Genomic DNA, 23,432 nt, shown 5'->3' with positions numbered 1-23,432 from the left:
TGGCTTTAGTAATCGTTCTGGCTCATAGTCTTACCTAAACTACTAGAAAGCAGAATATTGCTCTCTGGTAGCCGTAACGGCAAAGTGTGTGAGGTGGGGCGAACTTACGCCAAGTCTGATCGCCAATCCTGCTTCACTGTAATGTCTAAAAAGGAGAACCCCGTGTCTGTCGGTATCCTCGGCACTAAAATCGGCATGACCCAAGTGTTCGATGAGGAAGGAAGAGCAATTCCTGTAACTGTCGTTCAAGCCGGTCCATGCACCGTGACCCAAATTAAAACTAAAGAGACAGATGGCTATAGCTCTGTCCAAATTGGTTATAAGGAAGTCAAGCCCAAATTACTCAACAAGCCTGAAATGGGTCACTTGGCAAAGTCTGGTGCCCCCCCATCACGCCACTTGCGCGAGTATCGCTTGCCGGATGTCGGTGAATTTCAGCTAGGTCAGACAGTCGGTGCAGATACATTCTCCGTCGGTCAGATTGTTGATGTCAGCGGCAACAGCATGGGTCGTGGCTTTGCTGGTTATCAGAAGCGTCATAACTTTAAACGCGGACCGATGGCTCATGGCTCCAAAAACCACCGACTACCAGGTTCTACTGGTGCAGGTACAACCCCTGGCCGCACGTTTCCCGGCAAGAGGATGGCAGGTCGCTATGGAGGCAAAAGAGTCACCACTCGCAAGCTTCAAGTAGTCCGGGTGGATCTCGAGCGTAATTTATTACTAATTAAAGGTGCACTTCCCGGTAAACCTGGGACGCTCTTGAGCATTGCACCAACTAAACAAATAGGGGGTTAGTCATTGGTCAATCAGTCATTGGTAATTAGCTGATATAAAACTAAAAACTAATGTAATAGGACTAATAGACTACTCAAGGGAGAAAAAAAATGCTTGATTGTGTGGTGCAAAATTGGCAGGGGGAAGAAGTTGGCAAGGCAACACTAGATCTGCGAGTCGCTAAAGAAGAAAACGCAGCTCATATTGTTCACCGAGCCTTAGTCCGACAACTAACAAACGCTCGTCAAGGAACCGCCTCGAGCAAAACCCGCTCAGAAGTTAGAGGGGGGGGACGTAAACCTTGGCGACAAAAGGGGACTGGTCGTGCTCGTGCTGGCTCGATTCGCTCACCCTTATGGCGTGGGGGTGGTGTAATCTTTGGTCCTAAACCCAGAGAATTTAACCTCAAAATGAACCGCAAGGAGCGGCGGTTAGCTCTGCGTACTGCCCTTGCCAGTCGAGCAGAGGATTTGATTGTGGTAGAAGACTTTGTTGAACAACTACCACGACCGAAAACCAAGGATTTGTTGCAGGCGATAAGCCGTTGGGGGATTGAGTCAGACTCGAAAATTCTTTTGATCCTGCCCCAGAAAGAAGAAATGGTTTATCTGTCAGCAAGGAATCTCTCAACTCTCAAGTTGATTGTAGCAACTAACTTAAATGTCTGTGATCTGCTGTGGGCAAAAAAAATTGTGACAACTTCATCAGCCCTTGCCAAAATTCAGGAGGTTTACAGTGACTGAGTATAACTCCCGCGACCTGGTGGATTTGTTGCTGCGCCCGATTGTCACCGAAAAAGCGACTATGCTCTTAGAGCAAAATAAGTACGTTTTTGAAGTGGTGATTAAAGCTACCAAGCCACAAATTAAAGCCGCTATTGAAAGCCTATTTGATGTCAAAGTAGTAGGCGTAAATACCCTACGCCCACCGCAAAAAAAGCGTCGAGTAGGTCGATTTATCGGCTACAAGCCCCAGTATAAACGCGCGATCGTGACTCTGGCAGAGGGGGACTCGATTGCCCTGTTCCCAGATGTATAAGCTTGGAGACTGTTCTCTAAGAAAATTTAAATAGAGCAAGTCAAGGATATTTGTTATGGGCATCCGTTCTTATCGGCCATACACTCCCGGCACTCGCACGGGTACCGTATCGGATTTCGCCGAGATTACGCGGAGCGAGCCGGAAAAATCTCTCACCAAGTCCAAGCATCGTGCCAAAGGTCGTAATAATCGTGGCGTTATTACCAGTAGGCGTCGTGGCGGTGGACACAAGCGTCTGTATCGTCTGGTTGATTTTCGCCGCGATAAACACAACATTCCGGCAAAAGTTGCAGCAATTGAATATGATCCCCACCGGAATGCTCGGATCGCCCTGCTTTACTATCAGGACGGAGAAAAGCGATATATTCTTCATCCAGCAGGTCTGGCAGTAGGCACATCTGTCATGTCTGGGCCTGAAGCCCCCATTGAAGTTGGCAATGCCTTACCTCTGAGCAACATTCCTCTAGGAACCGACGTTCATAATGTGGAACTAATGCCTGGTCGGGGCGGGCAGATGGTTCGTTCTGCTGGTGCAACCGCTCAGGTGGTAGCGAAAGAAGGTAATTACGTTACCCTCAAGCTACCTTCCAGTGAAGTGCGCATGGTACGTCGAGAGTGTTACGCGACAATTGGGCAAGTAGGCAACATTGAAGATAGAAACCTGAGTTTAGGCAAAGCGGGTCGTAACCGACACAAAGGGCGTCGTCCCAAGGTGAGAGGAAGTGTGATGAACCCGGTGGATCATCCCCACGGCGGTGGTGAAGGCAAAGCCCCCATCGGTAGAAGTGGGCCAGTTACACCCTGGGGAAAACCAGCATTAGGAGCCAAAACTCGTAAGCGGAAGAAAAAAAGTACTTCTCTAATTGTTCGGCGTCGCCGGAAATCTTCGAAGCGAGGTCGCGGCGGTCGGGAGTCTTAGGATTAGAAGGTTGCAGGTTAGATCAACCGGCTCAACCGCTAGCTGTATAAATCTTCAACCCATGACCTTACGACTTTCAATCTATTAACCGGATAACTTTCAACGTTGAAATTATGGGTCGTTCTTTAAAAAAAGGTCCTTTTGTTGCTGATAGCCTCCTCAAAAAAATTGAGGTTCTTGAGGCCAAAGGAGAAAAACAAGTAATCAAAACCTGGTCAAGGGCGTCTACCATTTTGCCCCAAATGGTTGGTCACACTATTGCGGTTCACAACGGACGAACACATGTACCAATTTTCATCAATGAGCAAATGGTAGGTCATAAGCTCGGTGAATTTGCTCCAACTCGTACTTTCAGGAGCCACTCCAAAAGTGATCGTAAGGGGGGGCGCTAGCAGGAAAAGAGAGATTACTCTTAGCTTTTTCGAGCGGAGAAAACTATGGCAATAGATATTACAGCAGAAACTAAAGCGATCGGACGCTATATTCGCATGTCTCCTATTAAGGCAAGGCGGGTACTTGATCAGATTCGTGGGCGCTCCTATCGGGAAGCCCTGATCATATTGGAGTTTATGCCCTACCGTGCCTGTGAACCGGTACTCAAAGTCCTGCGCTCTGCTGTGGCAAATGCTGAACACAATACTGGCCTCGATCCAGCATCTTTAGTTATCACTAAAGCTTTTGCTGACATGGGTCCAAGCTTGCGCCGTTTTAGACCTAGAGCTCAAGGTCGCGCATATCAGATTCGGAAACCAACTTGTCATATCACTGTGGCTGTTTCTCCGGAAGTCAGCGTGTAATTAGGTAAGCCATGAGCAGTAAGAGCAATAAAAGGTAGGGACTAGTGGGACAAAAAATTCATCCAATTGGTTTTCGACTAGGTATAACTCAAGAGCATCGTTCTCGCTGGTTTGCAGATACCAAGCGCTATCCTGAACTGTTACAAGAAGACTACAAAATCAGGCAGTATGTCGAGAAAACTCTCAATAATGCTGGGATTTCCGAAATTAGGGTTGAGCGCAAAGCTGACCAAATTGATCTAGAAATTCATACTGCTAGACCCGGTGTTGTTGTGGGTCGCGGTGGTAGCGGAATTGAGTCATTACGTACGGGTCTACAGCAAGAGCTGGGTAACAATCGTCAAATTCGCATTAATGTAGTCGAAGTGGCGCGGGTAGATGCCGATGCCGAACTAATTGGCGAGTACATCGTACAACAATTAGAGCGAAGAGTTTCTTTTCGGCGGGTTGTGCGCCAGGCAATTCAGCGTGCCCAACGCGCTGACGTTCAGGGTATCAAAATACAGGTGAGTGGTAGATTGAACGGGGCAGAAATTGCTCGGACGGAGTGGACTCGTGAAGGGCGAGTGCCTCTGCACACGCTACGTGCCAATATTGATTACTCCTACCGCACTGCCAAAACAATTTACGGGATTCTCGGCGTCAAAGTATGGATCTTCAAAGGGGAAGTAATCCCGGGTCAGGAAGAACAGCCTACTCCAAATACTGCAGCTCCCCGCCGTCGTCAACAAAGACGCCGCCAACAATTTGAAGACCGCTCAAATGAAGGATGAACAAGGGAGGATGAACAATGAAGGAGAAAAATAATTGTCAGCTGAAAGCCTAATTCTAGAACAGTAATTTTTTTACTTCGTGCTTCATAATTCATAAGTTCGTACCTTCATAACTTCACACTTTTTGCGTCATGTTAAGTCCTAGAAGAACTAAATTTCGTAAACAACAACGCGGACGGATGAGAGGTGTAGCTACTCGTGGTAACGCCTTGAATTTTGGCGACTTTGCTCTACAAGCTACAGAACCCTGCTGGATGACAGCTCGCCAAATTGAAGCAGGTCGTCGTGCTATGACCCGCTATATCCGCCGTGGTGGCAAAATTTGGATCCGCGTTTTTCCTGATAAACCAATCACAATGCGGGCGGCTGAAACTCGTATGGGTTCAGGAAAAGGCTCTCCCGAGTTCTGGGTGGCGGTAGTCAAGCCCGGTCGGATTCTGTTTGAAATTGCTGGAGTTCCGGAAGCAACTGCCCGTGAGGCAATGCGCCTTGCTGCTAATAAGTTGCCCATTAAAACTAAGTTCATTACTCGTGAAGGGGAATAGGTGTAGATTATGCCTCTGCCCAAAGTAGAAGAAGCAAGAAAATTAAGTGACCAGGAACTGGCAGACGAAATTTTAGCGGCTAAGCGCCAACTATTCGAGCTGCGAATGCAAAAGGCAACTCGACGTTTGGAAAAACAACACCAGTTCAAGCACACTCGTCGCCGTATTGCTCAGCTGATGACTGTAGAACGGGAAAGACAAATTACAGCCAGCCAATCGTCAACTCAAGCACCAGACACCGATGTCCCAACAGATGTACAAGAGGAGTAGACCTTAATGGCGGTCAAAGAACGAGTGGGTTTAGTCGTCAGTGACAAAATGAATAAAACCGTCGTGGTTGCCATAGAAAACCGGTCACCCCACCCTAAGTACGGAAAAATCGTTGTGCGAACCAAGCGATACAAAGCTCACGATGAAGAAAATCATTGTAAAGAAGGCGACCGCGTCCGGATCAGAGAAACACGACCCCTGAGTCGCACCAAACGCTGGATGGTAGCTGAAATAATCAGCCGCGCTTCAGTCTGAGATGTCCGGTTATCTATGAATTTTGTGGGGCACCGATAACACACTACCCGTTTAGGGCGTTCACATTGATGAGGACGGCTTGTCGATTAACCCCGAATTGTTCACACCGAAGGCAAAAGCTCCTACAAAATAAGGAGGAAAACCATGATTCAACAAGAGTCCTACTTAAATGTCGCTGATAATAGCGGTGCAAGAAAATTAATGTGTATTCGCGTCTTGGGTGCCGGAAATCGGCGCTACGGCAGTGTGGGTGATGTAATTATTGGTGTCGTTAAAGATGCCAGCCCAAACATGGCGGTGAAAAAGTCTGACGTTGTTAGGGCCGTAATCGTTCGTACTCGCAAGGGACTGCGTCGGGAAAGCGGTATGAGTATTCGCTTTGACGATAATGCAGCCGTGATTATCAACAACGATGGTAACCCTAGGGGAACCCGCGTTTTTGGTCCTGTAGCACGGGAACTGCGCGATAAAAACTTTACCAAAATTGTCTCTCTTGCTCCGGAGGTACTTTAATGGCAACTCAAGTTAAGAGCGAGCAAACTACTGCCGCTAAGCGCTACAAGATGCACGTCAAGAAAGGCGATACCGTTCAGGTGATTTCTGGTCGGGACAAAGGAAAGATTGGGGAAATCTTGAATACTTTACCGAAGCTCAGCAAGGTGGTCGTCAAGGGAGTTAACGTTAAAACTAAGCACGTTAAGCCTCAGCAAGAAGGTGAATCTGGTCAGATTACTACCTTTGAGGCTCCTATACACAGCTCTAACGTGATGCTCTACTCGACTAAGCAAAAAATTGCTAGCCGTGTCTGCTATAGCTTTAACCAAGAAGGACGCAAGGTGCGGATGCTTAAAAAAACTGGCGAAGTCATCGACTAATTAATTATTAGTTATTGTTTTATGTATTTTGCCAATGACAGACCGAAACTTAAAAATAACTCAAAATTTCCCTGACAAAGCCCAGGGAAGAGAAGGACGAAAACCATGACAGAACCACTAAAAGCTCGCTATCTCGAAAATATAGTACCGAAACTAAGAGAGCAGTTTGACTACCAAAACATTCATCAAGTCCCTAAAGTGACCAAAGTCACCATTAATCGGGGATTAGGAGAAGCCTCCCAGAACGCCAAAGCTCTGGAATCTTCTCTAAGTGAAATAGCGGTTATTACTGGTCAAAAACCCGTAGTCACACGCGCGAAAAAAGCGATTGCTGGCTTTAAACTCCGTCAAGGCATGCCAGTTGGTGTCATGGTTACCCTGCGTTCTGAACGCATGTACTCATTTCTCAATCGGTTGATTAACTTAGCGCTGCCCAGAATTCGAGATTTTCGCGGCGTCAGCCCCAAAAGCTTTGATGGTCGCGGTAACTACACCCTAGGTATTAGAGAGCAGCTAATTTTTCCCGAAATAGATTACGACAGCATTGATCAAATTCGTGGCATGGATATTTCAATCATTACGACAGCAAATACTGACGAAGAAGGTCGCGCCTTACTCAAAGAGATGGGGATGCCCTTCCGGGACAACTAAGGCTGTGAGCATAGGTAGTAAGGAATAATGGCGGCAAACGACACAATTGCAGATATGCTGACCCGCATTCGAAACGCTTGCTTGGTGCGGCAGCCAACAACAAATGTACCGGCAACAAAAATGACCCGTAATATTGCCCAAGTACTAAAAGAAGAAGGCTTTATCGGTGATTTTGAAGAGGTGGGCGACGGGGTCAAAAAATTTCTAGTGGTTTCTTTAAAGTACAAAGGCAAAAACCGCCAACCGATCATTAGAACCTTGAAGCGCATCAGTAAACCGGGTTTAAGAGTTTACAAAAATCGCAAAGAATTACCCAGAGTTCTTGGAGGGATTGGTATTGCAATCATTTCCACCTCTAGCGGCATCATGACCGACAGGGAGGCAAGGCGTCAAGGAGTTGGTGGCGAAGTACTCTGTTATATCTGGTAATAAAGAGAAGCATAAAGGACGAAGTATGAAACATAAAATTTCCAACTCATATTTCATAATTCAAACTTTAGATTTCTTTGTCTTCCAGAGTTCATACTTCCTTGAGTAAAAAGTTGATTAGGAGGGTTAAGTCATGTCACGTATTGGCAAACGCCCTATAGACATTCCAAGTAAAGTAACCGTCAAGATTGACGGTCAACATGTTGCCGTCAAGGGACCTAAAGGAGAACTTGACCTAGTTCTGCCAGAACAAGTAACGGTAGAACAAGAAGGTGAGCGAGTACAGGTATCTAGACGGAACGAATCTAGAGTAGCCCGTCAAAGACATGGTCTGTCTCGCACTTTGGTTGCCAACATGGTTGAGGGAGTGTCCAGAGGGTTTGAGAAGCGTCTGGAAATTCAGGGTGTCGGCTATCGTGCCCGGGTGCAAGGCCGTAACCTAATTTTGAGCGTAGGTTACAGCAAAGAGGTTGAGATTGTACCCCCTGATGGTGTCCAATTGGCGGTCGAGAACAACACTAACGTAATTGTTAGTGGCATTAATAAAGAAATAGTGGGCAACACAGCCGCTAAAATCCGTGCTATCCGTCCACCCGAACCTTACAAAGGCAAAGGCATTCGTTATGCCGGTGAGAAAATCCGACGCAAAGCTGGTAAGGCAGGTAAGAAGTAGAAATGAAGCTTACTCGTACAGAATTAGTCAAGCGCAGGCACCGGCGGGTGCGCCGTCGAGTCCAAGGTACTAGTGAACGCCCGCGATTAGCTGTCTTTCGCTCCAACGGGCATATTTACGCCCAGGTAATTGATGATGATAGCCAGCATACGTTAGCTGCGGCTTCGACTCTGGAAAAAACTATCAAATCGCAATCCAAATCGGGAGCTAACTGCGAAGTCTCGGCTGAAGTAGGCAAGTTAATTGCCCAACGAGCACAAAATCAAGGAATCTCTCAAGTTGTTTTTGACCGAGGTGGTAATCTTTATCATGGTCGTGTCAGAGCTTTGGCAGAAGCAGCCCGCGAAGCAGGACTAGACTTTTAGAAAATGCTGGTGGGTCAAGAGGTCATAGGTAATAGAAAATTTTTTCTTCTATTACCAACTTCACTCAACCAATTGCCAAGCAGCTATGTAATTGTTTTAGTATAAAATCATGGCAAATCGTCGAAAAAGTAGTCGTACCAAAGAAAAAGAAAGCAACTGGCAAGAGAGGGTCATCCAAATCCGACGCGTCAGCAAAGTTGTCAAAGGCGGCAAAAAGTTGAGCTTTCGGGCAATCGTTGTTGTTGGTAATGAGCGTGGTCAAGTTGGTGTCGGTGTGGGTAAAGCCAGTGATGTAATTGGTGCAGTTCGTAAGGGTGTCGCTGATGGCAAAAAGCAACTGATCGATGTCCCCCTGACTAAATCCAGTTCTATTCCTCATCCCTCCAATGGCGCAGCTGTGGGAGCTAAAGTGATGATGCGCCCAGCAGCCCCAGGGACTGGTGTAATTGCCGGTGGTGCAGTGCGCACAGTTCTTGAATTAGCTGGGGTTCGCAATATCTTAGCCAAGCAGTTGGGTTCTAATAATCCTCTCAATAATGCCAGGGCTGCAATCAATGCACTTGACTCTCTGCGCACTTTTTCGGAAGTTGCTCAGGAAAGAGGTATTTCTGTCGAGAACCTCTACGCATAGGTTTCTACTAGTGCGTCAATTGTTATTTGTACTTAGCAAAAACTAAAGCAACCTATGAGAATAAATGATGCAGTACCCAAAAAAGGATCTAGATCGCGCCGACGCCGTGTAGGAAGAGGCATAGCAGCTGGTCAAGGCGCTAGCTGTGGCTTTGGCATGCGGGGTCAGAAATCGCGATCAGGTCGGAGTACACGACCTGGTTTTGAAGGCGGACAAATGCCTTTATACAGACGTGTACCGAAGTTGAAGCATTTCACAGTCATCAATCCCAAACATTACACTACAATCAACGTGTGTAAGCTGGCATCACTTCCCGCCGATACAGATGTGACCTTAACAACATTAATGGATGTAGGTATTGTCACAGCCAACGATGGACCGTTGAAAATTCTCGGCGAGGGGGATCTGAATGTGCCGCTAAAAATCAAAGCTGCTGCCTTCACTGCTGGTGCCCGCCAGAAAATAGAGGCTGCTGGTGGTAGTTGTGAAGTTACAGAAGCTTAAATAACTCTCTGGTGCCTTTGCTTATTCCAGTGTTGGCATTTCTCCTTTGTTCTGTAGAGGTAACCATTCATGGTTGTCAGTCGAGACAAATCCCCAACTGCTCAAGAAACTTTTATGCAAATGGCTCAAGCGGCTGGCCTTAGAGGTCGGTTGCTTGTCACCGTTGGTCTGTTGATTTTGGCTCGCTTTGGTGTCTTTTTGCCAGTTCCTGGTATCAACCGGGATAAACTTGCAGATGACATCGCTAACGGTAGAGTTCCCTTCATCGGATTGTTTGATTTTTTCACAGGAGGCGGTATTTCTGCGGTAGGTATTTTCGCCCTAGGAATTTTGCCTTTTATTAATGCTTCAATTATCATGCAACTGCTGACCGCAGCACTTCCGGCTCTGGAAAACTTGCAGAAGAACGAAGGGGAAGCTGGTCGCCGAAAAATTTCTCAGATTACTCGCTACGTAGCAGTGGCCTGGGCAGTGATTCAAAGTATTGGCCTAGCCGTTTGGGCACAGCGCTATGCGAATAATCCCGGACCACTATTTATTGCCGCAACGGTACTGGCGTTAACCGCTGGCTCAATGTTTGTTATGTGGTTGTCGGAACTGATCACCGAACGTGGCATTGGGAACGGAGCTTCACTCTTGATTTTCGCCAATATTGTTGCTGTTTTGCCTCGTACTTTGGGGCAAACAATTGACTATGCTCAGGCAGGCGGTCGAGAAACAGTAGGCCAGGTAGTGATTCTGCTCTTAGTTTTCTTGGTAATGATTGTCGGGATTGTTTTCGTTCAAGAGGGAACCCGCAGAATCCCGATTATTTCAGCAAGACGTCAGGTGGGACGTCGTCTCTACCGGGAGCGAACAAGTTACCTGCCACTAAGGTTAAATCAGGGAGGGGTCATGCCGATTATTTTCGCTTCGGCTGTACTGATTCTTCCTGCCTCTATTGCTGGGTTTGCTGGTGGCGAGAGTGGTGGGGGATTTTTGGAACCGGTCAGAAAAGCACTGGTGCAGGTTTCAAACTATTTGAATCCTAATGGTCAGACGCCATGGCTATACGTCACTGTTTATCTCCTGTTGATCTTATTTTTTAGCTATTTCTACGCCTCTTTGATTGTTAATCCCGTAGATATGTCCCAGAACCTGAAAAAAATGGGGGCGAGCATTCCCGGTATTCGTCCAGGAAAGGCAACCAGTGAATATGTAGAGCGAGTATTGAATCGCCTGACTTTTCTGGGAGCAATTTTCTTGGGGTTGGTAGCAGTGGTACCAACAGCAGTGGAAAGCGCTACTGGCGTCACAACCCTAAGAGGATTCGGAGCAACTTCTTTGCTAATTTTGGTTGGCGTGGCTATCGACACCGCTAAACAAGTTCAGACCTACGTAATTTCACAGCGCTACGAAGGAATGGTCAAGCAGTAGAGTGCTTGTTCGGGAGAGCCTTAGTGATGATGATTAGCCAAGGCGGTGATTTAACTTCAAACTTTCTTTCGGATAAATCAACAATATTCAGTGTAGAGCTTTGCTAATTGCTCAAAAATCGTTGCCAGACATAAAGCGCTAAAAGCTAATGACAAGATTAATCTTCCTTGGACCTCCAGGGGCAGGTAAAGGGACTCAGGCTAAAATTTTAGCCGATAACTTGGCAATTCCCCATATATCAACAGGTGATATCTTGCGGAGTGCGATGGCTGCCCAAACTACTCTGGGTCAAAAAGCACAATCATATTACGATAAGGGAGATTTAGTTCCCGATGATCTGCTCCATGACTTAATAGGTGAGCGCCTTAGTCAATCAGATGCTCAAAAGGGTTGGATACTAGACGGCTTTCCCCGCAAGCTTAGTCAAGCCTCTTTCTTGGAAGAGTTATTGCAGGAACTAAGCCAACAGTGTGATTGCGCTCTTAACTTAGAAGTACCAGATGAGGTTCTTATAATTCGTCTATTGGGCCGGGGACGACAAGATGACAACAAAGATACAATTCGTAGACGCCTAGAAGTCTATCGTCAAGAGACGGAACCTTTGATTGTTTTCTATGGTGAAAGATCACTATTGAAGACTGTAAATGGTGACCAATCCCCAGAGGAAGTTACAGAGTCAGTAAAGCAAGCAGTGGATTCCTGTAAGCCTTCCTGTTCATAATAAAAGGATCAATACTCATACAACTGCTAGTCTCTCGAAGAAATCCGTTGTTTAAGGATTATTGATACCTAGATACGCCAGTAATTCCTTGCCACAAACAGGAAAAGCAAAAAAATAGAGGAGCTTTGATAAGTTAATCATTACTAAACTAATACTTTCTGGTCAGGTTACCATTTTTTTTCAGGGGTATTCTGATGGTGACAATATTGCTCTTAAATATTCCCTGTTGTCTGTTAATCTGCTTGCTGGCGATCAGCACAGTCATTTTGAGGGCAAATTTGATAAAATATGTTAAGAACACTCAAATAAACATTCATACCTAAGCTGGTAGATAGGAACAGTTAACAGAAAGTATTGAGGATAGAACAAGTTGTCTAAACAAGACTTAATTGAAATGGAAGGCACGGTAACAGAATCCCTGCCTAACGCAATGTTCCGTGTAGATCTCGACAATGGTTTCAACGTACTGGCTCATATCTCAGGGAAGATCCGCCGGAACTACATTAAAATTCTCCCTGGTGACCGAGTCAAGGTGGAATTGACTCCCTACGATTTAACAAAAGGGAGAATTACCTACCGACTGCGAAAGAAATAGAAATAGCATATTTTTGTTTATTATAAAGATTTAACAAACAATCCTTCCCAAAGACGCCATAATAAGTGGTATAATGATATGCTTGCATTATAGCCATCTAGGGCATGGAGGTTAGAGTATCCGTTCAACAAGCAAGTTGAACCAGCGGCTGCGAGTAACGTCGCAGTGGAGTTATGGTGATTTGTGGATATTAAGCAAAGGTATCTTTAAGGATAGCTTTTAGACCCTTAAGGATCATTTGTAGCATAAAACCAAGAATAGGGAGAGATAAAACGTGGCACGTATTGCCAGTGTAGACCTTCCTCGCGACAAACGCGTAGAAATTGGTCTGACCTACATTTATGGAATCGGTCTGTCGCGGTCTAAGAAAATTTTGGCAGCAACAGGAGTTAATCCTGATACAAGAGTCAAGGATTTAAGCGATGCCGATGTTGCTACCCTTCGAGGGGAGATAGAAAGCAACTATCAGGTAGAAGGAGACCTAAGGCGCTGGGAGTCAATGAACATCAAGCGCCTGGTTGATATTGGTACATATCGTGGACGTCGCCATCGCATGGGACTGCCAGTGCGAGGACAACGAACTCGCACCAATGGTCGAACCCGCCGTGGTCGGCGTGTAACGATTGCTGGGAAGAAAAAAGCACCCGCCAAGAAGTAACCAGTCTACTAATTTGAAACATTCATCACTACTGATAACAGTCGAATAAAGCGAGATGGCGCGACCAACTAAAAAAACAGGTGCAAAAAAGCAAAAACGCAACGTACCCAACGGACTAGCTTATATTCAGTCCACTTTCAATAACACCATTGTTACCATAAGTGACACTAGAGGTGATGTAGTTTCCTGGGCTTCAGCAGGTTCAAGTGGCTTTAAGGGTGCAAAAAAAGGCACTCCCTTCGCTGCTCAAACTGCTGCTGACGGTGCTGCCCGTCGAGCGATAGATCAGGGAATGCGCCAGATAGAAGTAATGGTTAGTGGTCCAGGAGCTGGTCGGGAAACGGCAATTCGGGCGCTTCAAGGTGCAGGTCTAGAAATTACTCTGATTAGGGATGTGACGCCAATTCCCCATAATGGCTGTCGTCCTCCCAAACGGCGTCGAGTTTAGTCAATAATTTGCTTGTACTAGATATCTAGGAGTGTCAGCTGGTGTAGAGAAATTGCCGTATCCTAATTCTCCGCACTAGATAACCCCGCTGATACTTCAAAATTTGCATGTTGCACTGTTTTTTTGTCAGGAGCAACTTATTAGGAAAGCCCTTTTTGGTGCTTTCTATGGGGTCTTATGAATAAGGGAGATCGCTCTATGGCGCAGTTTCAAATTGAGTGTGTAGAGTCCAAAACACTGAAGAATCAGAGTCAATATAGCAAATTTATTCTAGAGCCTCTCGAACGTGGTCAAGGAACAACGGTTGGCAACGCCCTGAGAAGGGTTCTACTTTCCAACCTCGAAGGTTCAGCAGTGACAGCAGTCCGAATTGCTGGAGTGAGCCACGAGTTTGCCACAATTGAGGGAGTAAGAGAGGATGTCCTGGAAATTCTGCTAAACATGAAGGAAGTAGTCCTCAAAAGCTATTCTCCTGGTCCTCATATTGGTCGGTTAATGGTCACAGGACCAGGAACTGTAAGAGCAGCTCAGTTCGATTTACCCTCCGAAGTGGAAATAGTAGATCCAGGTCAGTATATCGCCACTCTAGCTCAAGGGGCAAAACTAGAGATGGAGTTTCGCATCGAAAAAGGCAAGGGCTATCGAGCAGTGGAAAGGGTGCGCGACGATTCAACAGCTGTAGACTTTCTCCAGCTTGATGCTGTGTTTATGCCAGTAAACAAGGTAAATTACTCTGTTGAAGATGCTCGTATTGACGGCTCCCTCGAAAAAGACCGATTGCTTTTAGACATTTGGACTAACGGAAGTCTGACTCCTCAAGAAGCAATGAGCCAGGCCGCCACCATTTTGGTGGACATGTTCAACCCGCTCAAGAACATGGATCTGGAACCGCAAGACAAGGAATATCCAGACGACGATGATCCAAATGGTCAAATCCCCATTGAAGAATTACAACTATCAGTGCGGGCTTACAATTGTTTGAAGCGGGCACAGATCAACTCCGTGTCAGACCTGCTTGATTATAGTCAAGAAGACCTCTTGGAAATCAAGAACTTTGGTCAAAAATCGGCGGAAGAGGTAATCGAAGCCTTACAAAGACGTCTAGGAATCACGCTGCCGCACGAGAAAGCTAAAACCAGCTAATCGTTAACGGTCAAATTCCATTTTTTTTTGGAGTCTACAAGGATAAAAGAAAATGCGCCATCGGTGTCGCGTGCCACAACTAGGAAAGCCTGCCGACCAAAGGCGAGCTTTACTCAGAAGTTTAGCCACTGAAGTTCTCCGTCATGGTCGGATCACTACTACCAAAATCCGAGCCAAAGCTGTCCAGGCGGAAGTGGAAAAAATGATTACTCTAGCCAAGAAGGGTTCTCTGGCGTCACGACGTCAGGCAATCGGATACATCTACGACAAGCAATTAGTTCACTCACTATTTGAGGGAGTTAAGGAAAGGTATGGTGAACGCCAGGGTGGTTATACCCGCATCCTGCGAACCGTACGGCGTCGTGGAGATAATGCCGAAATGGCAATTATCGAACTGGTTTGATCAAATCAAAAATTAAAAATGTAAAAGTAAAAGTTTTTTGCATTTTTAGTTTTTAAGTGGTTATGTCATTTCCTAAGACTGAGCAAACCCAGCGAGTTGCTATAGTCATTCAGTACCTGGGTACAAATTTTCATGGCTGGCAACGGCAACCTTGCCATCGCAGTGTGCAGGAGGAAATTGAAGAAGTCCTCTCTACATTGCAGCACCGAAAAGTGACCGTACAAGCTGCCGGTCGGACTGATAGTGGTGTTCACGCTGCCGCCCAGGTAGCACACTTTAATGCTATAAGTCCAATACCAGCGTGTAAGTGGGCTGCGGTTCTCAATAGTAGATTGCCTGAGGATATACTAATTAGAGCCTCAGCATCAGTGGCACCTGACTGGCACGCTCGCTTCTCCGCTGTTTGGCGTCGTTATCGATACACTATCTATACGGACGCTCTACCTAACTTGTTTGTGGGACCCTTCAGTTGGCATTATTACCAAACGCCGCTCGATGAATGTCTGATACAGGCAGCTCTAAAACCCTTAATAGGTAAGCATCACCTAGCGGCTTTTCACCGGGCAAATTCGGGGCGTACTCATTCCTGGGTAGATGTTCAGGCAGCAGAATGCTGCCGTAATGGATCCTTCATTCAGATAGAGATTCAAGCCAACGGATTTTTGTATGGTATGGTGCGACTCTTAGTGGGAATGCTGGTACAAGTAGGGGCAGGAAAGCTACGCCCAAACGAGTTTACTGAACTTTGGGTCAACCAGCGGCGTGAGGAAGTGAAATATGCAGCACCAGCAAAGGGTCTATGCTTATTGCGCGTTGGCTATCCAGACTCACCCTTTCCCCCAGAAGTCTGGTTTGACACTCAGCCAAAGTTTCTCTTGCCTTTAAGGATTGAAGGTTGCCAGTCATCAGTTTGAGGCTCACAAGTTATAAGGTTGAAGGTAGAGCAACCTTCAACCTCATAACTTACAACCTTCAATCTTCCAACTTTCAACCTGATAATCTGAAAACCAATACGATGGAAAAAACTTACCTTCCCCCAATCAGCTCACTAGAACCACAATGGTACGTAGTAGATGCCAATGGTCAACGTCTAGGAAGACTAGCAAGTGAGATTGCCATGATTCTCAGGGGCAAAAACAAACCAACTTACACTCCCCATATGGACACCGGTGACTTTGTCATTGTGGTCAATGCAGAAAAAATTGTTGTCACGGGGAAAAAACGTACTCAGAAGGTTTATCGGCGTCACTCAGGTCGCCCCGGCGGTATGAAGACAGAAAGCTTTGCCAAGTTGCAAGTTCGCCTACCTGAACGGATTATTGAAAAGGCTGTTAAAGGAATGCTCCCCAAGAACTCTCTGGGTCGCCAGTTGTTCACAAAGCTAAAAGTTTACGCTGGAGAGAGCCACCCCCATCAAGCCCAAAAGCCCCAAGTACTAACCATTAAGACCGTTCCAGGAGAAGACAACTAATGCAAGCAGAAGAATTAACAGGCCGCGCTATCTACTGGGGTACAGGTCGCCGTAAATCCTCGGTAGCGCGAGTGCGGCTAGTTCCTGGTAGTGGCCAGATGACTGTCAATGGTCGTCCAGGAGACTCTTACTTTAACTTCAACCCCAATTACCTAGCAGCGGCAAAAGCCCCTCTGGAAACCCTAGGGCTAGAAAATGATTACGATATTTTAGTTAATGCCCACGGCGGTGGATTGACTGGGCAATCTGACTCAGTTCGTTTGGGAATTGCTAGAGCCCTATGTGAACTAGACCCAGAAAACCGCGCCCCTCTAAAACTAGAAGGCTATTTGACTCGTGATCCGCGCTCAAAAGAGCGTAAGAAATACGGCTTACATAAAGCCCGTAAAGCACCGCAGTACTCTAAGCGGTAACTTATTGGTGCCATGAGTCATTGATTCTTCAAACAATGACCTGGCACGACAGTAAAATTTAAATTTGTCAACTCGAAGAAAGTTAGAATTATTAAAGAGAGAAAAGGTGTAACATGCCGAAATCTGATATTCATCCTCAGTGGTATCCTGAAGCCAAAGTCTATTGCAACGGCGAAGTTGTGATGACCGTTGGCTCAACCAAACCAGAAATACATGTAGATGTTTGGTCTGGCAACCATCCCTTCTACACAGGTACACAGAAAATGATTGATACGGAAGGGCGAGTCGAGCGTTTTATGCGGAAATATGGAATGTTTGATAAAAAAGCTACGGATGCGAATAACTCTGAATCCAAAGAGAAATAGCTCTTGAGACGGAAGTGTGAAGGATGAAGTATGAAGTATTAAGAGTGAAGTCACTCCTTGGTGTTCTCCGGTTAGGTAATGCTAAGCTGGGCATTCCCCTTCATTTGTAAGACTTGATATTTCAACCTTCATTTCAGATTAGATAATTCACACTTCAAACTTTCCCTAAGCTATTTTGATAGAGCGAGCGCACAAGCCATGGCTGAGACCTACCTACTGGAGAAATTAAAGTCTGTTGAGCAAACCTTTAATGAGTTAACGCGTCGGTTGGCTGATCCTGATATCACCACTAATCCAGATGAGCTACAACGAGTGGCAAAGGCGCGCTCCTCCTTAGAGGAAGTAGTTGTTACCTACGACACTTGGAAAACAACTCAGGAAGAACTAGTAGGGACGCGGCAAGTCCTCAAAGAATCCGGTGGCGATCCAGAATTGCAAGAAATGGCAGCGATGGAAGTTGAGGAACTAGAAACAAAGCTGGAACAGCTAGAAGCAAGACTCAAAATTTTACTGCTACCTCGAGACCCCAATGATGAAAAAAACATCATGTTGGAAATTCGGGCAGGAACCGGAGGTGATGAGGCAAGTATTTGGGCCGGTGACTTGGTGCGGATGTACTCACGCTACGCCGAAACTCAGAACTGGAAAGTCAAGTTATTGAGTGAGTCGCCAGCAGATATGGGCGGCTTTAAAGAGGCAATCCTCGAAATCCAGGGAGAGCAAGTTTACAGTAAGCTGAAGTTTGAAGCTGGTGTTCATCGGGTACAGAGAGTGCCAGTAACTGAAGCTGGGGGAAGAGTTCATACCTCGACAGCAACGGTAGCAGTGATGCCGGAAGTTGATGACGTAGAAGTAGAGATTGACCCCAAAGACTTAGAAATTTCTACAGCTCGTTCCGGTGGTGCTGGAGGACAGAACGTTAACAAAGTAGAAACAGCTGTTGACCTGATCCATAAGCCAACAGGCATTCGCGTTTTCTGCACAGAAGAGCGCTCTCAGCTGCAAAACCGAGAGCGGGCAATGCAAATTATCCGCGCCAAGCTCTACGAGATAAAGCTACAAGAGCAACAGGCGGAGGTCACCTCAATGCGGCGATCGCAAGTAGGTACAGGTTCGCGCTCAGAGAAAATCCGTACTTACAACTACAAAGATAACCGTGCTACTGATCATAGACTAGGGCAGAACTATTCACTCAATCCGGTTTTGGAAGGTGATTTAGAGCCATTAATTCAGTCTTGTATTAGCCAAGATCAGCAGGAACGCTTAGAGGAGTTGGCGGCTTCGACTAACAACGCTGAATTGCTTAATTGAAAATCCCACAGCTTAGAGCTGTGGGATTTTGGGTTCAACTAGTTAAAGCCATCGATTAAAAAACTTTCGGCGTCCAACTGCCATGCAAACCATAAGGGATGTGGTGCTTGAGATGTAGTCTGGCTATTGGCTCTCGGTTTAAGTCGCGACCATCTAAAATCACGATATCAGACCGATGGTGATGAGCGTCGTAGACTAAGGTTAGCACCCAGCCATCATTCTCCTGCGTGGCATCTGGTCTAGGAATTAAGACTGGCTCACTGACATAGCCCCATGGTGCCGCACTCCAGAGTTGTTGCTCACCAGTGGTTACGTCTAGCCTGATAATTGCTTGTAGAGGCGCGTTGCCTATGGCATTATGGGCAGCACCCATGAACAGATAGCGGTAGGGACGTCCAACAAAATCTGGATGAACATAGGGAAACTCGCAGCAGCGCTCTAGTAGCAACTGACGCTGCAGTGCTTGCTCTCTCAAGTTGAGTGTAAATCGCCACAGTTGTCCTGGTCTGAGTGCTTCAAAATCAACCTGGCGGAAATCGCTATTGGCTTCGACTTCCGGAAAATCTTCATAGCAAATGGAGTCAATGCAAATCCTCCCGTCTTGCTCAAAGGCATTAGCATGGTGAAAGACAAAACCAGATGGCGCTTCTAAAATTTGCATTGGTTTTCTGCTATTACGGGGAATCACCATGATGCGGGTGGGTTTATTAGGTTCAAACTTGACACACTCACCAGCGCCTCTAAATCCCAAAGCAAAAGGAATCGGATTAAATCTGACAGGATTTTGGAAGAAAATGCAGTAGTTGGGCGTAATCGCAAAGTCGTGGATGAAGGCAAAACCAGGAATAGTCCTACTCTGACGCCGCAGGAGTTTCCCTGTCGGGTCTAGTTCATAGACAGTAATAGTACTGGAAAGACCAGGTTTAATCGAGAAGTTAACCAGACAAGGAGCCCCCCCATCAAACTCACAACTGGGGTCTATCCAAGGGTGAGCAGCGAAGGCATCACCCTCTGCCAAAATACCATCAAGGTTTTCTTTGTCTAGAGTTTCTAGGGTCTTTGGGTCTAAACGATGAGGTTCAGCCGCTTCCCAGAGTGCTAATAGCTTACTACCCCAGTAAATAACGTTAGTATTAGCAATATTTTTGGTCTGGAAATCTAAGGCATTTGCCAGCCAACCCCCAGGTTTTTGGGTGCCGAAAACACCACGATAGAGAATTTTTCCTGCCTTCTGTTCGGCGAGGAAACCTGCGGTGCGTACAAACCGATTGCGAAAATGAACTCTCCCTGCATCAAAAGCGATCGCACACACCATACCATCCCCATCAAAAGGATGATGGAGGCGCTGACCATTAACATCTAGCAGGCCAGGACCGTTGCGAAACAAAGTGCCTTGCAGTGCAACCGGAACTTCCCCTTCGATGTCATCAATCCAATAGTCATATTCCTTGGGTTGGGATTGATATCCCTTTTGCCAGTCTTCTCGGTTATAGGGGGCTAAAGAGGTTGGTGTCGGCAAATTTTCTTGGGTAAGCATTTTTGTTGAGTGATCAGCGATTACTATTACTTTCTTGTTAGCTATGTTGGGTCTTGGGTCATTGACCAGATTGGCGAAAAGCAGTGACCGGAAAATTATTCAACTGGTTCTTCTAATGGCTTGGAGGCAACACGGTTGCGCAGGAACTCTGGAACTAAGTCTGGTAGTAAAGGCTGTTCCAATACTGAACCAGGGGTATGGTGTTCAAATAGCTCTGTGGGGGGTAAAGACTGGAGATGACCCTCCACTTCGATTTCAGTTTGCGGGTCGCCTGCTGGTAGCCAGCCCAGAAATGGCAAAGGCAATAGGCTAGAGATATTCGTAATCACCACTAGTAACCAGAGGTTGTCAAACTTCGTCTCTGTTACCTCTAGCCAGTGAGTGAGTAAGGCCCCAGATTCGTGGGATAGAAGTCCTGCCAAATTCCAAATCGACATCAACAAGGCAAACAAAGTTGCTTCTACGCCCTCCGGGCAGAGGCGTGCCGAAAGGACTAGTACTGGCATGAAGGCAATCTGTCCCATCACAGTGAGAATTAAGCTGTCTCCCAGGCTGAACCAATGATCGTCAATGCCCAGAACCCGATTAGTATGAGTGACTAGAATCAGGGCTGTCATCCCCAAGGCAGCAGAGAGTACCGTAGTCCAACCCATCATGGTACGGAAGGGAATGTTTTTCAAAAATCTTTGGAATAGCCAGATACCCACCAGAGAGGCAACGCTGGTTACTAAACGTACGCGCCCTAAAAATTCCGGGGCGAACCCCAGTTCATTGGTCGTGAAAAAGAAAAATGCAGAATCTGCCGTCGGTGTGGCTTGCCAAATGAAAATGAACGCAGTGGGTAACCAAATAACTTTTTGAGTAATCGCGCCGCGTAGTTGCTTGAGTTGGCTCTTGACAGTAGAAAGGTCTAGCTTTTTGTTGGTGGGTTCTTCAACAATTAACCAAGCTACTGCTGAGACCAGCAGAGGAAAAGTCGCAGTGATGGCAAAAACAGTTTGACTACTAAACTGTTCTAAGAGCAAACCGCTCAGGTAAGCTGTAATTAAGCCGCCCAGGGCTGAGGTGCCCCAAGTCAGAGATTGTAGAGAGCCAGATTCAGTCAAAGATTCTCGTCGTGCCCGTTCTACTACCAAGGAATCTACAATTACATCGCTGATGGCAACAGAAAGGGAACTAACAAGGATGGCAACTGTCGCCCCCCAAGCGGTATCAACCAAGGTTGCCAGACTCAACCAAGCCGCCGTCCCCATCACTCCAGATAAAACTAGATAGGGGCGTCGCCGGTAACCAAACAAAGGCAGTCCATCTGAAAGAAAGCCAAATAGTGGCTTAATCACCCAGGGTAAGGCAGCAACACCCATCAGCGCTGCCACTTCAGCAGGGCTCAGTGCTAGGTCGTCTTTGAGGAAGAAACTAACAGCTAGACGCGCTAGCCCTAAGATTCCCTGTACAAAATAGACGATTAAGATGGCAATCAACTCAGGTGTCGGTTCGTTGCCAAAAAATACTCTTTCTTTCAAAAAATCCTTTATTTTGTCTAGTTCAGACTGAGATACAAATGGGAGCATTTTTTTAAGAAGAAACAATAATGAACATTTCTTAAGAATTGTCGCCTTTTATATCTTATATTTACTCTCCCAGTGGTTGGAGTTGACCTGCCCTCAAATAACTTGCTCAACTTGGTATTAGCATTGAGATGACTCATGACCACTGAACTAAGACTGTAGGGGTGACGGCAAAAATGCGCGTGTTGTTGGTGGAAGACGAACCAGGCATTGCCCAGTTTATCCGTCAAGGTCTCAGCGAAACTGGCTATGCTGTGGATATCGCTCAGGATGGTCAAGAGGGTTGGGAATACGCCTCGGTAGTTGAGTACGACTTGATTATCTGAGACATCCTCTTACCTCAGATGGATGGATTAGAACTACTAACAGAACTCCGCACAAGGAAAATCTTGACCCCCGTCTTGCTCCTCACAGCAATAGATACTGTAGAAGAGAGGGTTAAAGGATTAGATAAAGGAGCTGATGACTACCTAGCCAAACCATTTGCCTTCCCAGAACTGCTGGCTCGTTTGCGAGCCTTACAGCGACGCCCTCCTCTACAATTGGGGATAACGCTGCGAGCAGGAAACTTGACAATGGACACGGTACGGCGAGAGGTACGCCGTGCAGATCGCCTGATTGAACTTAGTCCCCTGGAGTACAATCTCTTGGAGTATTTGTTGCGTCACCCCAGTCAGGTACTCACCCGTACCCAGATTGGTGAGCATGTTTGGAACTGGGACTTTTGCAGCAATTCTAACGTGGTAGATGTTTACATCGGTTATCTCAGACGTAAGATAGACAAAGGCTACGACCAACAACTAATTGAAACTGTGCGTGGGGTAGGCTACCGTCTTCGGCTTAAGGTGGAAGATGCTTAAGTGGTTGAGGCTGGATCAAAGAACTATTAGGGTGCGCCTGACGAGTTGGTATGTACTGCTGCGGGGGCTGACTCTGGCTTTGTTTAGTAGTTATTTGTATCTCCAGTTAAAGCGCAGTTTACTGGCTCAATTCTATTGGTTGCTTGGTTAGGTGGACTATTTTTGGCTGACAAGGCCCAGGGCCCTATAGATCGTATCACTCGCACCGCCCAGGCAATTAGCGCCAGCGATTTCACCCAGCGCATTAACCATCAAGGACCAGCAGATGATCTGGCGCGGCTGACAATCACCTTAGATCGCATGTTAGATCGTCTACAGGCGGCATTTGAGCATGAACGACGCTTTATCGCCAACGCTTCTCACGAGTTACGCACACCCTTGACTGTGATCAAGGGAGGTATCGGTGTCACTCTTAACCGACTACGTACGCCAGCGGAGTATGAGATTACCTTACAAGATTTGGAAAAAGAGACAGACCGCCTGATTCGCTTAACTCACGACTTGCTTTTCTTGACAAGACTAGAACAGAAACCATCATTTTGTCTACGGTTTCCCATTGACATGAGGGACTTATTAACAGCCTTAGTTGAGCAGATGCAACCTCTGGCTGAGATGAAGCAGATTACTCTAGTGGAGAAATTTCCCGCAGAGTTATTGATCCAAGGACATCCTAACTACCTGATCAGTCTCTTCTCAAATCTACTAGACAATGCGATTAAATATACGCTACCGACTGGTCGAGTAACAGTGCAAGCTCAATCAAAAGGAAATCAAGTATTGGTGGCGGTGCATGATACGGGGGTTGGTATTTCCCAGGAGCATTTACCCCATGTGTTTGAGCGCTTCTACCGTGTTGAGGGAGCACGTTCGCGGAGTACAGGAGGTGCAGGGTTAGGATTAGCGATCGCCTATGAAATTGTTCGCTTACATGGTGGTTCCCTGACAGTTGAAAGTCAACTCAATCAAGGCACTGTCTTTACAGTGAGTCTACCATAGCTGCATCGTACTCTTTCCGGCATAT

Annotated in this window: 33 protein-coding genes and 1 pseudogene; 32 read left to right on the top strand and 2 right to left on the bottom strand. The window is 46.5% G+C overall.

Annotation, left to right across the window (positions count from 1 at the left end; translation table 11 throughout):
* The first annotated feature begins 162 nt into the window (after positions 1–162).
* From rplC to prfA, 30 genes are all read left to right on the top strand, one after another.
* Complete coding sequence (rplC, locus tag ACT7WV_RS00655) at positions 163–798, top strand: 50S ribosomal protein L3 (protein ID WP_445105544.1); 636 nt, start codon at positions 163–165, stop codon at positions 796–798.
* An 89-nt stretch (positions 799–887) separates the two neighbouring features.
* Positions 888–1,520: a 50S ribosomal protein L4 gene (rplD, locus tag ACT7WV_RS00650; protein WP_445101035.1), complete on the top strand. Its 633-nt coding sequence runs from the start codon at positions 888–890 to the stop codon at positions 1,518–1,520.
* Complete coding sequence (locus ACT7WV_RS00645) at positions 1,513–1,815, top strand: 50S ribosomal protein L23 (RefSeq protein ID WP_445101034.1); 303 nt, start codon at positions 1,513–1,515, stop codon at positions 1,813–1,815. Before rplD ends, ACT7WV_RS00645 begins: the two co-directional genes overlap by 8 nt.
* Positions 1,816–1,870: 55 nt before the next feature.
* Complete coding sequence (gene rplB / locus ACT7WV_RS00640) at positions 1,871–2,734, top strand: 50S ribosomal protein L2 (RefSeq protein WP_445101033.1); 864 nt, start codon at positions 1,871–1,873, stop codon at positions 2,732–2,734.
* A gap of 113 nt (positions 2,735–2,847) precedes the next feature.
* Complete coding sequence (rpsS, locus tag ACT7WV_RS00635; protein WP_445101032.1) at positions 2,848–3,126, top strand: 30S ribosomal protein S19; 279 nt, start codon at positions 2,848–2,850, stop codon at positions 3,124–3,126.
* A 45-nt stretch (positions 3,127–3,171) separates the two neighbouring features.
* A complete protein-coding gene (rplV, locus tag ACT7WV_RS00630; RefSeq protein WP_445101031.1) occupies positions 3,172–3,531 on the top strand; it encodes a 50S ribosomal protein L22 in 360 nt (119 codons plus the stop codon).
* A gap of 44 nt (positions 3,532–3,575) precedes the next feature.
* A complete protein-coding gene (gene rpsC, locus ACT7WV_RS00625) occupies positions 3,576–4,304 on the top strand; it encodes a 30S ribosomal protein S3 (RefSeq protein WP_445101030.1) in 729 nt (242 codons plus the stop codon).
* A gap of 131 nt (positions 4,305–4,435) precedes the next feature.
* Positions 4,436–4,849, top strand: coding sequence for a 50S ribosomal protein L16 (gene rplP / locus ACT7WV_RS00620; RefSeq protein WP_445101029.1), 414 nt, complete (start codon positions 4,436–4,438; stop codon positions 4,847–4,849).
* Between the two features lie 9 nt (positions 4,850–4,858).
* A complete protein-coding gene (gene rpmC, locus ACT7WV_RS00615) occupies positions 4,859–5,119 on the top strand; it encodes a 50S ribosomal protein L29 (RefSeq protein ID WP_445101028.1) in 261 nt (86 codons plus the stop codon).
* A gap of 6 nt (positions 5,120–5,125) precedes the next feature.
* Positions 5,126–5,374, top strand: a complete 249-nt coding sequence (rpsQ, locus tag ACT7WV_RS00610; protein ID WP_445101027.1) for a 30S ribosomal protein S17 — start codon at positions 5,126–5,128, stop codon at positions 5,372–5,374.
* A gap of 144 nt (positions 5,375–5,518) precedes the next feature.
* On the top strand, positions 5,519–5,887 hold the full coding sequence (rplN, locus tag ACT7WV_RS00605) for a 50S ribosomal protein L14 (protein ID WP_445101026.1): 369 nt from the start codon (positions 5,519–5,521) through the stop codon (positions 5,885–5,887).
* Entirely contained in the window at positions 5,887–6,249 is a 363-nt protein-coding gene (gene rplX / locus ACT7WV_RS00600; RefSeq protein WP_445101025.1) for a 50S ribosomal protein L24, read from the top strand. The genes rplN and rplX overlap by 1 nt, the downstream gene beginning before the upstream one ends.
* A 105-nt stretch (positions 6,250–6,354) precedes the next feature.
* Positions 6,355–6,900: a 50S ribosomal protein L5 gene (gene rplE, locus ACT7WV_RS00595; protein WP_445101024.1), complete on the top strand. Its 546-nt coding sequence runs from the start codon at positions 6,355–6,357 to the stop codon at positions 6,898–6,900.
* Positions 6,901–6,927: 27 nt separating this feature from the next.
* Positions 6,928–7,329, top strand: coding sequence for a 30S ribosomal protein S8 (rpsH, locus tag ACT7WV_RS00590; RefSeq protein WP_445101023.1), 402 nt, complete (start codon positions 6,928–6,930; stop codon positions 7,327–7,329).
* A 133-nt stretch (positions 7,330–7,462) separates the two neighbouring features.
* A complete protein-coding gene (rplF, locus tag ACT7WV_RS00585) occupies positions 7,463–8,002 on the top strand; it encodes a 50S ribosomal protein L6 (protein WP_445101022.1) in 540 nt (179 codons plus the stop codon).
* A gap of 2 nt (positions 8,003–8,004) precedes the next feature.
* Positions 8,005–8,367 carry a 50S ribosomal protein L18 gene (gene rplR, locus ACT7WV_RS00580; RefSeq protein WP_445101021.1) on the top strand — a complete coding sequence of 121 codons (363 nt, stop codon included), beginning with the start codon at positions 8,005–8,007 and terminating at the stop codon, positions 8,365–8,367.
* A gap of 109 nt (positions 8,368–8,476) precedes the next feature.
* Positions 8,477–8,998, top strand: a complete 522-nt coding sequence (gene rpsE / locus ACT7WV_RS00575; RefSeq protein ID WP_445101020.1) for a 30S ribosomal protein S5 — start codon at positions 8,477–8,479, stop codon at positions 8,996–8,998.
* Between the two features lie 54 nt (positions 8,999–9,052).
* On the top strand, positions 9,053–9,502 hold the full coding sequence (gene rplO / locus ACT7WV_RS00570) for a 50S ribosomal protein L15 (RefSeq protein WP_445101019.1): 450 nt from the start codon (positions 9,053–9,055) through the stop codon (positions 9,500–9,502).
* A 69-nt stretch (positions 9,503–9,571) separates the two neighbouring features.
* Positions 9,572–10,918, top strand: a complete 1,347-nt coding sequence (gene secY, locus ACT7WV_RS00565) for a preprotein translocase subunit SecY (RefSeq protein ID WP_445101018.1) — start codon at positions 9,572–9,574, stop codon at positions 10,916–10,918.
* Positions 10,919–11,066: 148 nt separating this feature from the next.
* On the top strand, positions 11,067–11,639 hold the full coding sequence (locus ACT7WV_RS00560; RefSeq protein WP_445101017.1) for an adenylate kinase: 573 nt from the start codon (positions 11,067–11,069) through the stop codon (positions 11,637–11,639).
* 370 nt (positions 11,640–12,009) lie between these two features.
* Positions 12,010–12,234, top strand: coding sequence for a translation initiation factor IF-1 (gene infA, locus ACT7WV_RS00555; RefSeq protein ID WP_006276978.1), 225 nt, complete (start codon positions 12,010–12,012; stop codon positions 12,232–12,234).
* A gap of 274 nt (positions 12,235–12,508) precedes the next feature.
* Complete coding sequence (rpsM, locus tag ACT7WV_RS00550) at positions 12,509–12,892, top strand: 30S ribosomal protein S13 (protein ID WP_445101016.1); 384 nt, start codon at positions 12,509–12,511, stop codon at positions 12,890–12,892.
* A gap of 55 nt (positions 12,893–12,947) precedes the next feature.
* Positions 12,948–13,340 carry a 30S ribosomal protein S11 gene (gene rpsK, locus ACT7WV_RS00545; RefSeq protein WP_445101015.1) on the top strand — a complete coding sequence of 131 codons (393 nt, stop codon included), beginning with the start codon at positions 12,948–12,950 and terminating at the stop codon, positions 13,338–13,340.
* 198 nt (positions 13,341–13,538) lie between these two features.
* Positions 13,539–14,483 (top strand): DNA-directed RNA polymerase subunit alpha, encoded by a 945-nt coding sequence (locus ACT7WV_RS00540; protein WP_445101014.1) that lies wholly within the window; start codon positions 13,539–13,541, stop codon positions 14,481–14,483.
* A 52-nt stretch (positions 14,484–14,535) separates the two neighbouring features.
* A complete protein-coding gene (gene rplQ, locus ACT7WV_RS00535) occupies positions 14,536–14,886 on the top strand; it encodes a 50S ribosomal protein L17 (RefSeq protein ID WP_445101013.1) in 351 nt (116 codons plus the stop codon).
* 62 nt (positions 14,887–14,948) lie between these two features.
* On the top strand, positions 14,949–15,800 hold the full coding sequence (truA, locus tag ACT7WV_RS00530) for a tRNA pseudouridine(38-40) synthase TruA (protein ID WP_445101012.1): 852 nt from the start codon (positions 14,949–14,951) through the stop codon (positions 15,798–15,800).
* Between the two features lie 101 nt (positions 15,801–15,901).
* Positions 15,902–16,357: a 50S ribosomal protein L13 gene (gene rplM, locus ACT7WV_RS00525; RefSeq protein ID WP_445101011.1), complete on the top strand. Its 456-nt coding sequence runs from the start codon at positions 15,902–15,904 to the stop codon at positions 16,355–16,357.
* The gene (gene rpsI / locus ACT7WV_RS00520; protein WP_445101010.1) at positions 16,357–16,770 is read left to right on the top strand and encodes a 30S ribosomal protein S9; all 414 of its coding nucleotides are present in this window, start codon (positions 16,357–16,359) and stop codon (positions 16,768–16,770) included. The genes rplM and rpsI overlap by 1 nt, the downstream gene beginning before the upstream one ends.
* A gap of 113 nt (positions 16,771–16,883) precedes the next feature.
* Positions 16,884–17,135, top strand: coding sequence for a 50S ribosomal protein L31 (gene rpmE / locus ACT7WV_RS00515; protein WP_445101009.1), 252 nt, complete (start codon positions 16,884–16,886; stop codon positions 17,133–17,135).
* Between the two features lie 198 nt (positions 17,136–17,333).
* Complete coding sequence (prfA, locus tag ACT7WV_RS00510) at positions 17,334–18,446, top strand: peptide chain release factor 1 (protein WP_445101008.1); 1,113 nt, start codon at positions 17,334–17,336, stop codon at positions 18,444–18,446.
* A gap of 55 nt (positions 18,447–18,501) precedes the next feature.
* Here prfA and ACT7WV_RS00505 read toward each other — a convergent pair whose 3' ends face one another.
* Positions 18,502–19,983, bottom strand: a complete 1,482-nt coding sequence (locus ACT7WV_RS00505; RefSeq protein WP_445101007.1) for a carotenoid oxygenase family protein — start codon at positions 19,981–19,983, stop codon at positions 18,502–18,504.
* Between the two features lie 95 nt (positions 19,984–20,078).
* Positions 20,079–21,554, bottom strand: coding sequence for a folate/biopterin family MFS transporter (locus ACT7WV_RS00500; protein WP_445101006.1), 1,476 nt, complete (start codon positions 21,552–21,554; stop codon positions 20,079–20,081).
* A gap of 173 nt (positions 21,555–21,727) precedes the next feature.
* Between ACT7WV_RS00500 and ACT7WV_RS25775 the strand changes: the two are divergent.
* Positions 21,728–22,411, top strand: a pseudogene (locus ACT7WV_RS25775) (response regulator).
* A gap of 162 nt (positions 22,412–22,573) precedes the next feature.
* Positions 22,574–23,407 carry a sensor histidine kinase gene (locus tag ACT7WV_RS00485; protein WP_445101005.1) on the top strand — a complete coding sequence of 278 codons (834 nt, stop codon included), beginning with the start codon at positions 22,574–22,576 and terminating at the stop codon, positions 23,405–23,407.
* Positions 23,408–23,432: the final 25 nt, after the last annotated feature.

This window comes from Symploca atlantica LB2515 (assembly GCF_052546295.1).
The sequence above is the reverse complement of the archived record's forward strand: the minus strand, read 5'-3'. Positions and strand labels throughout refer to the sequence as shown.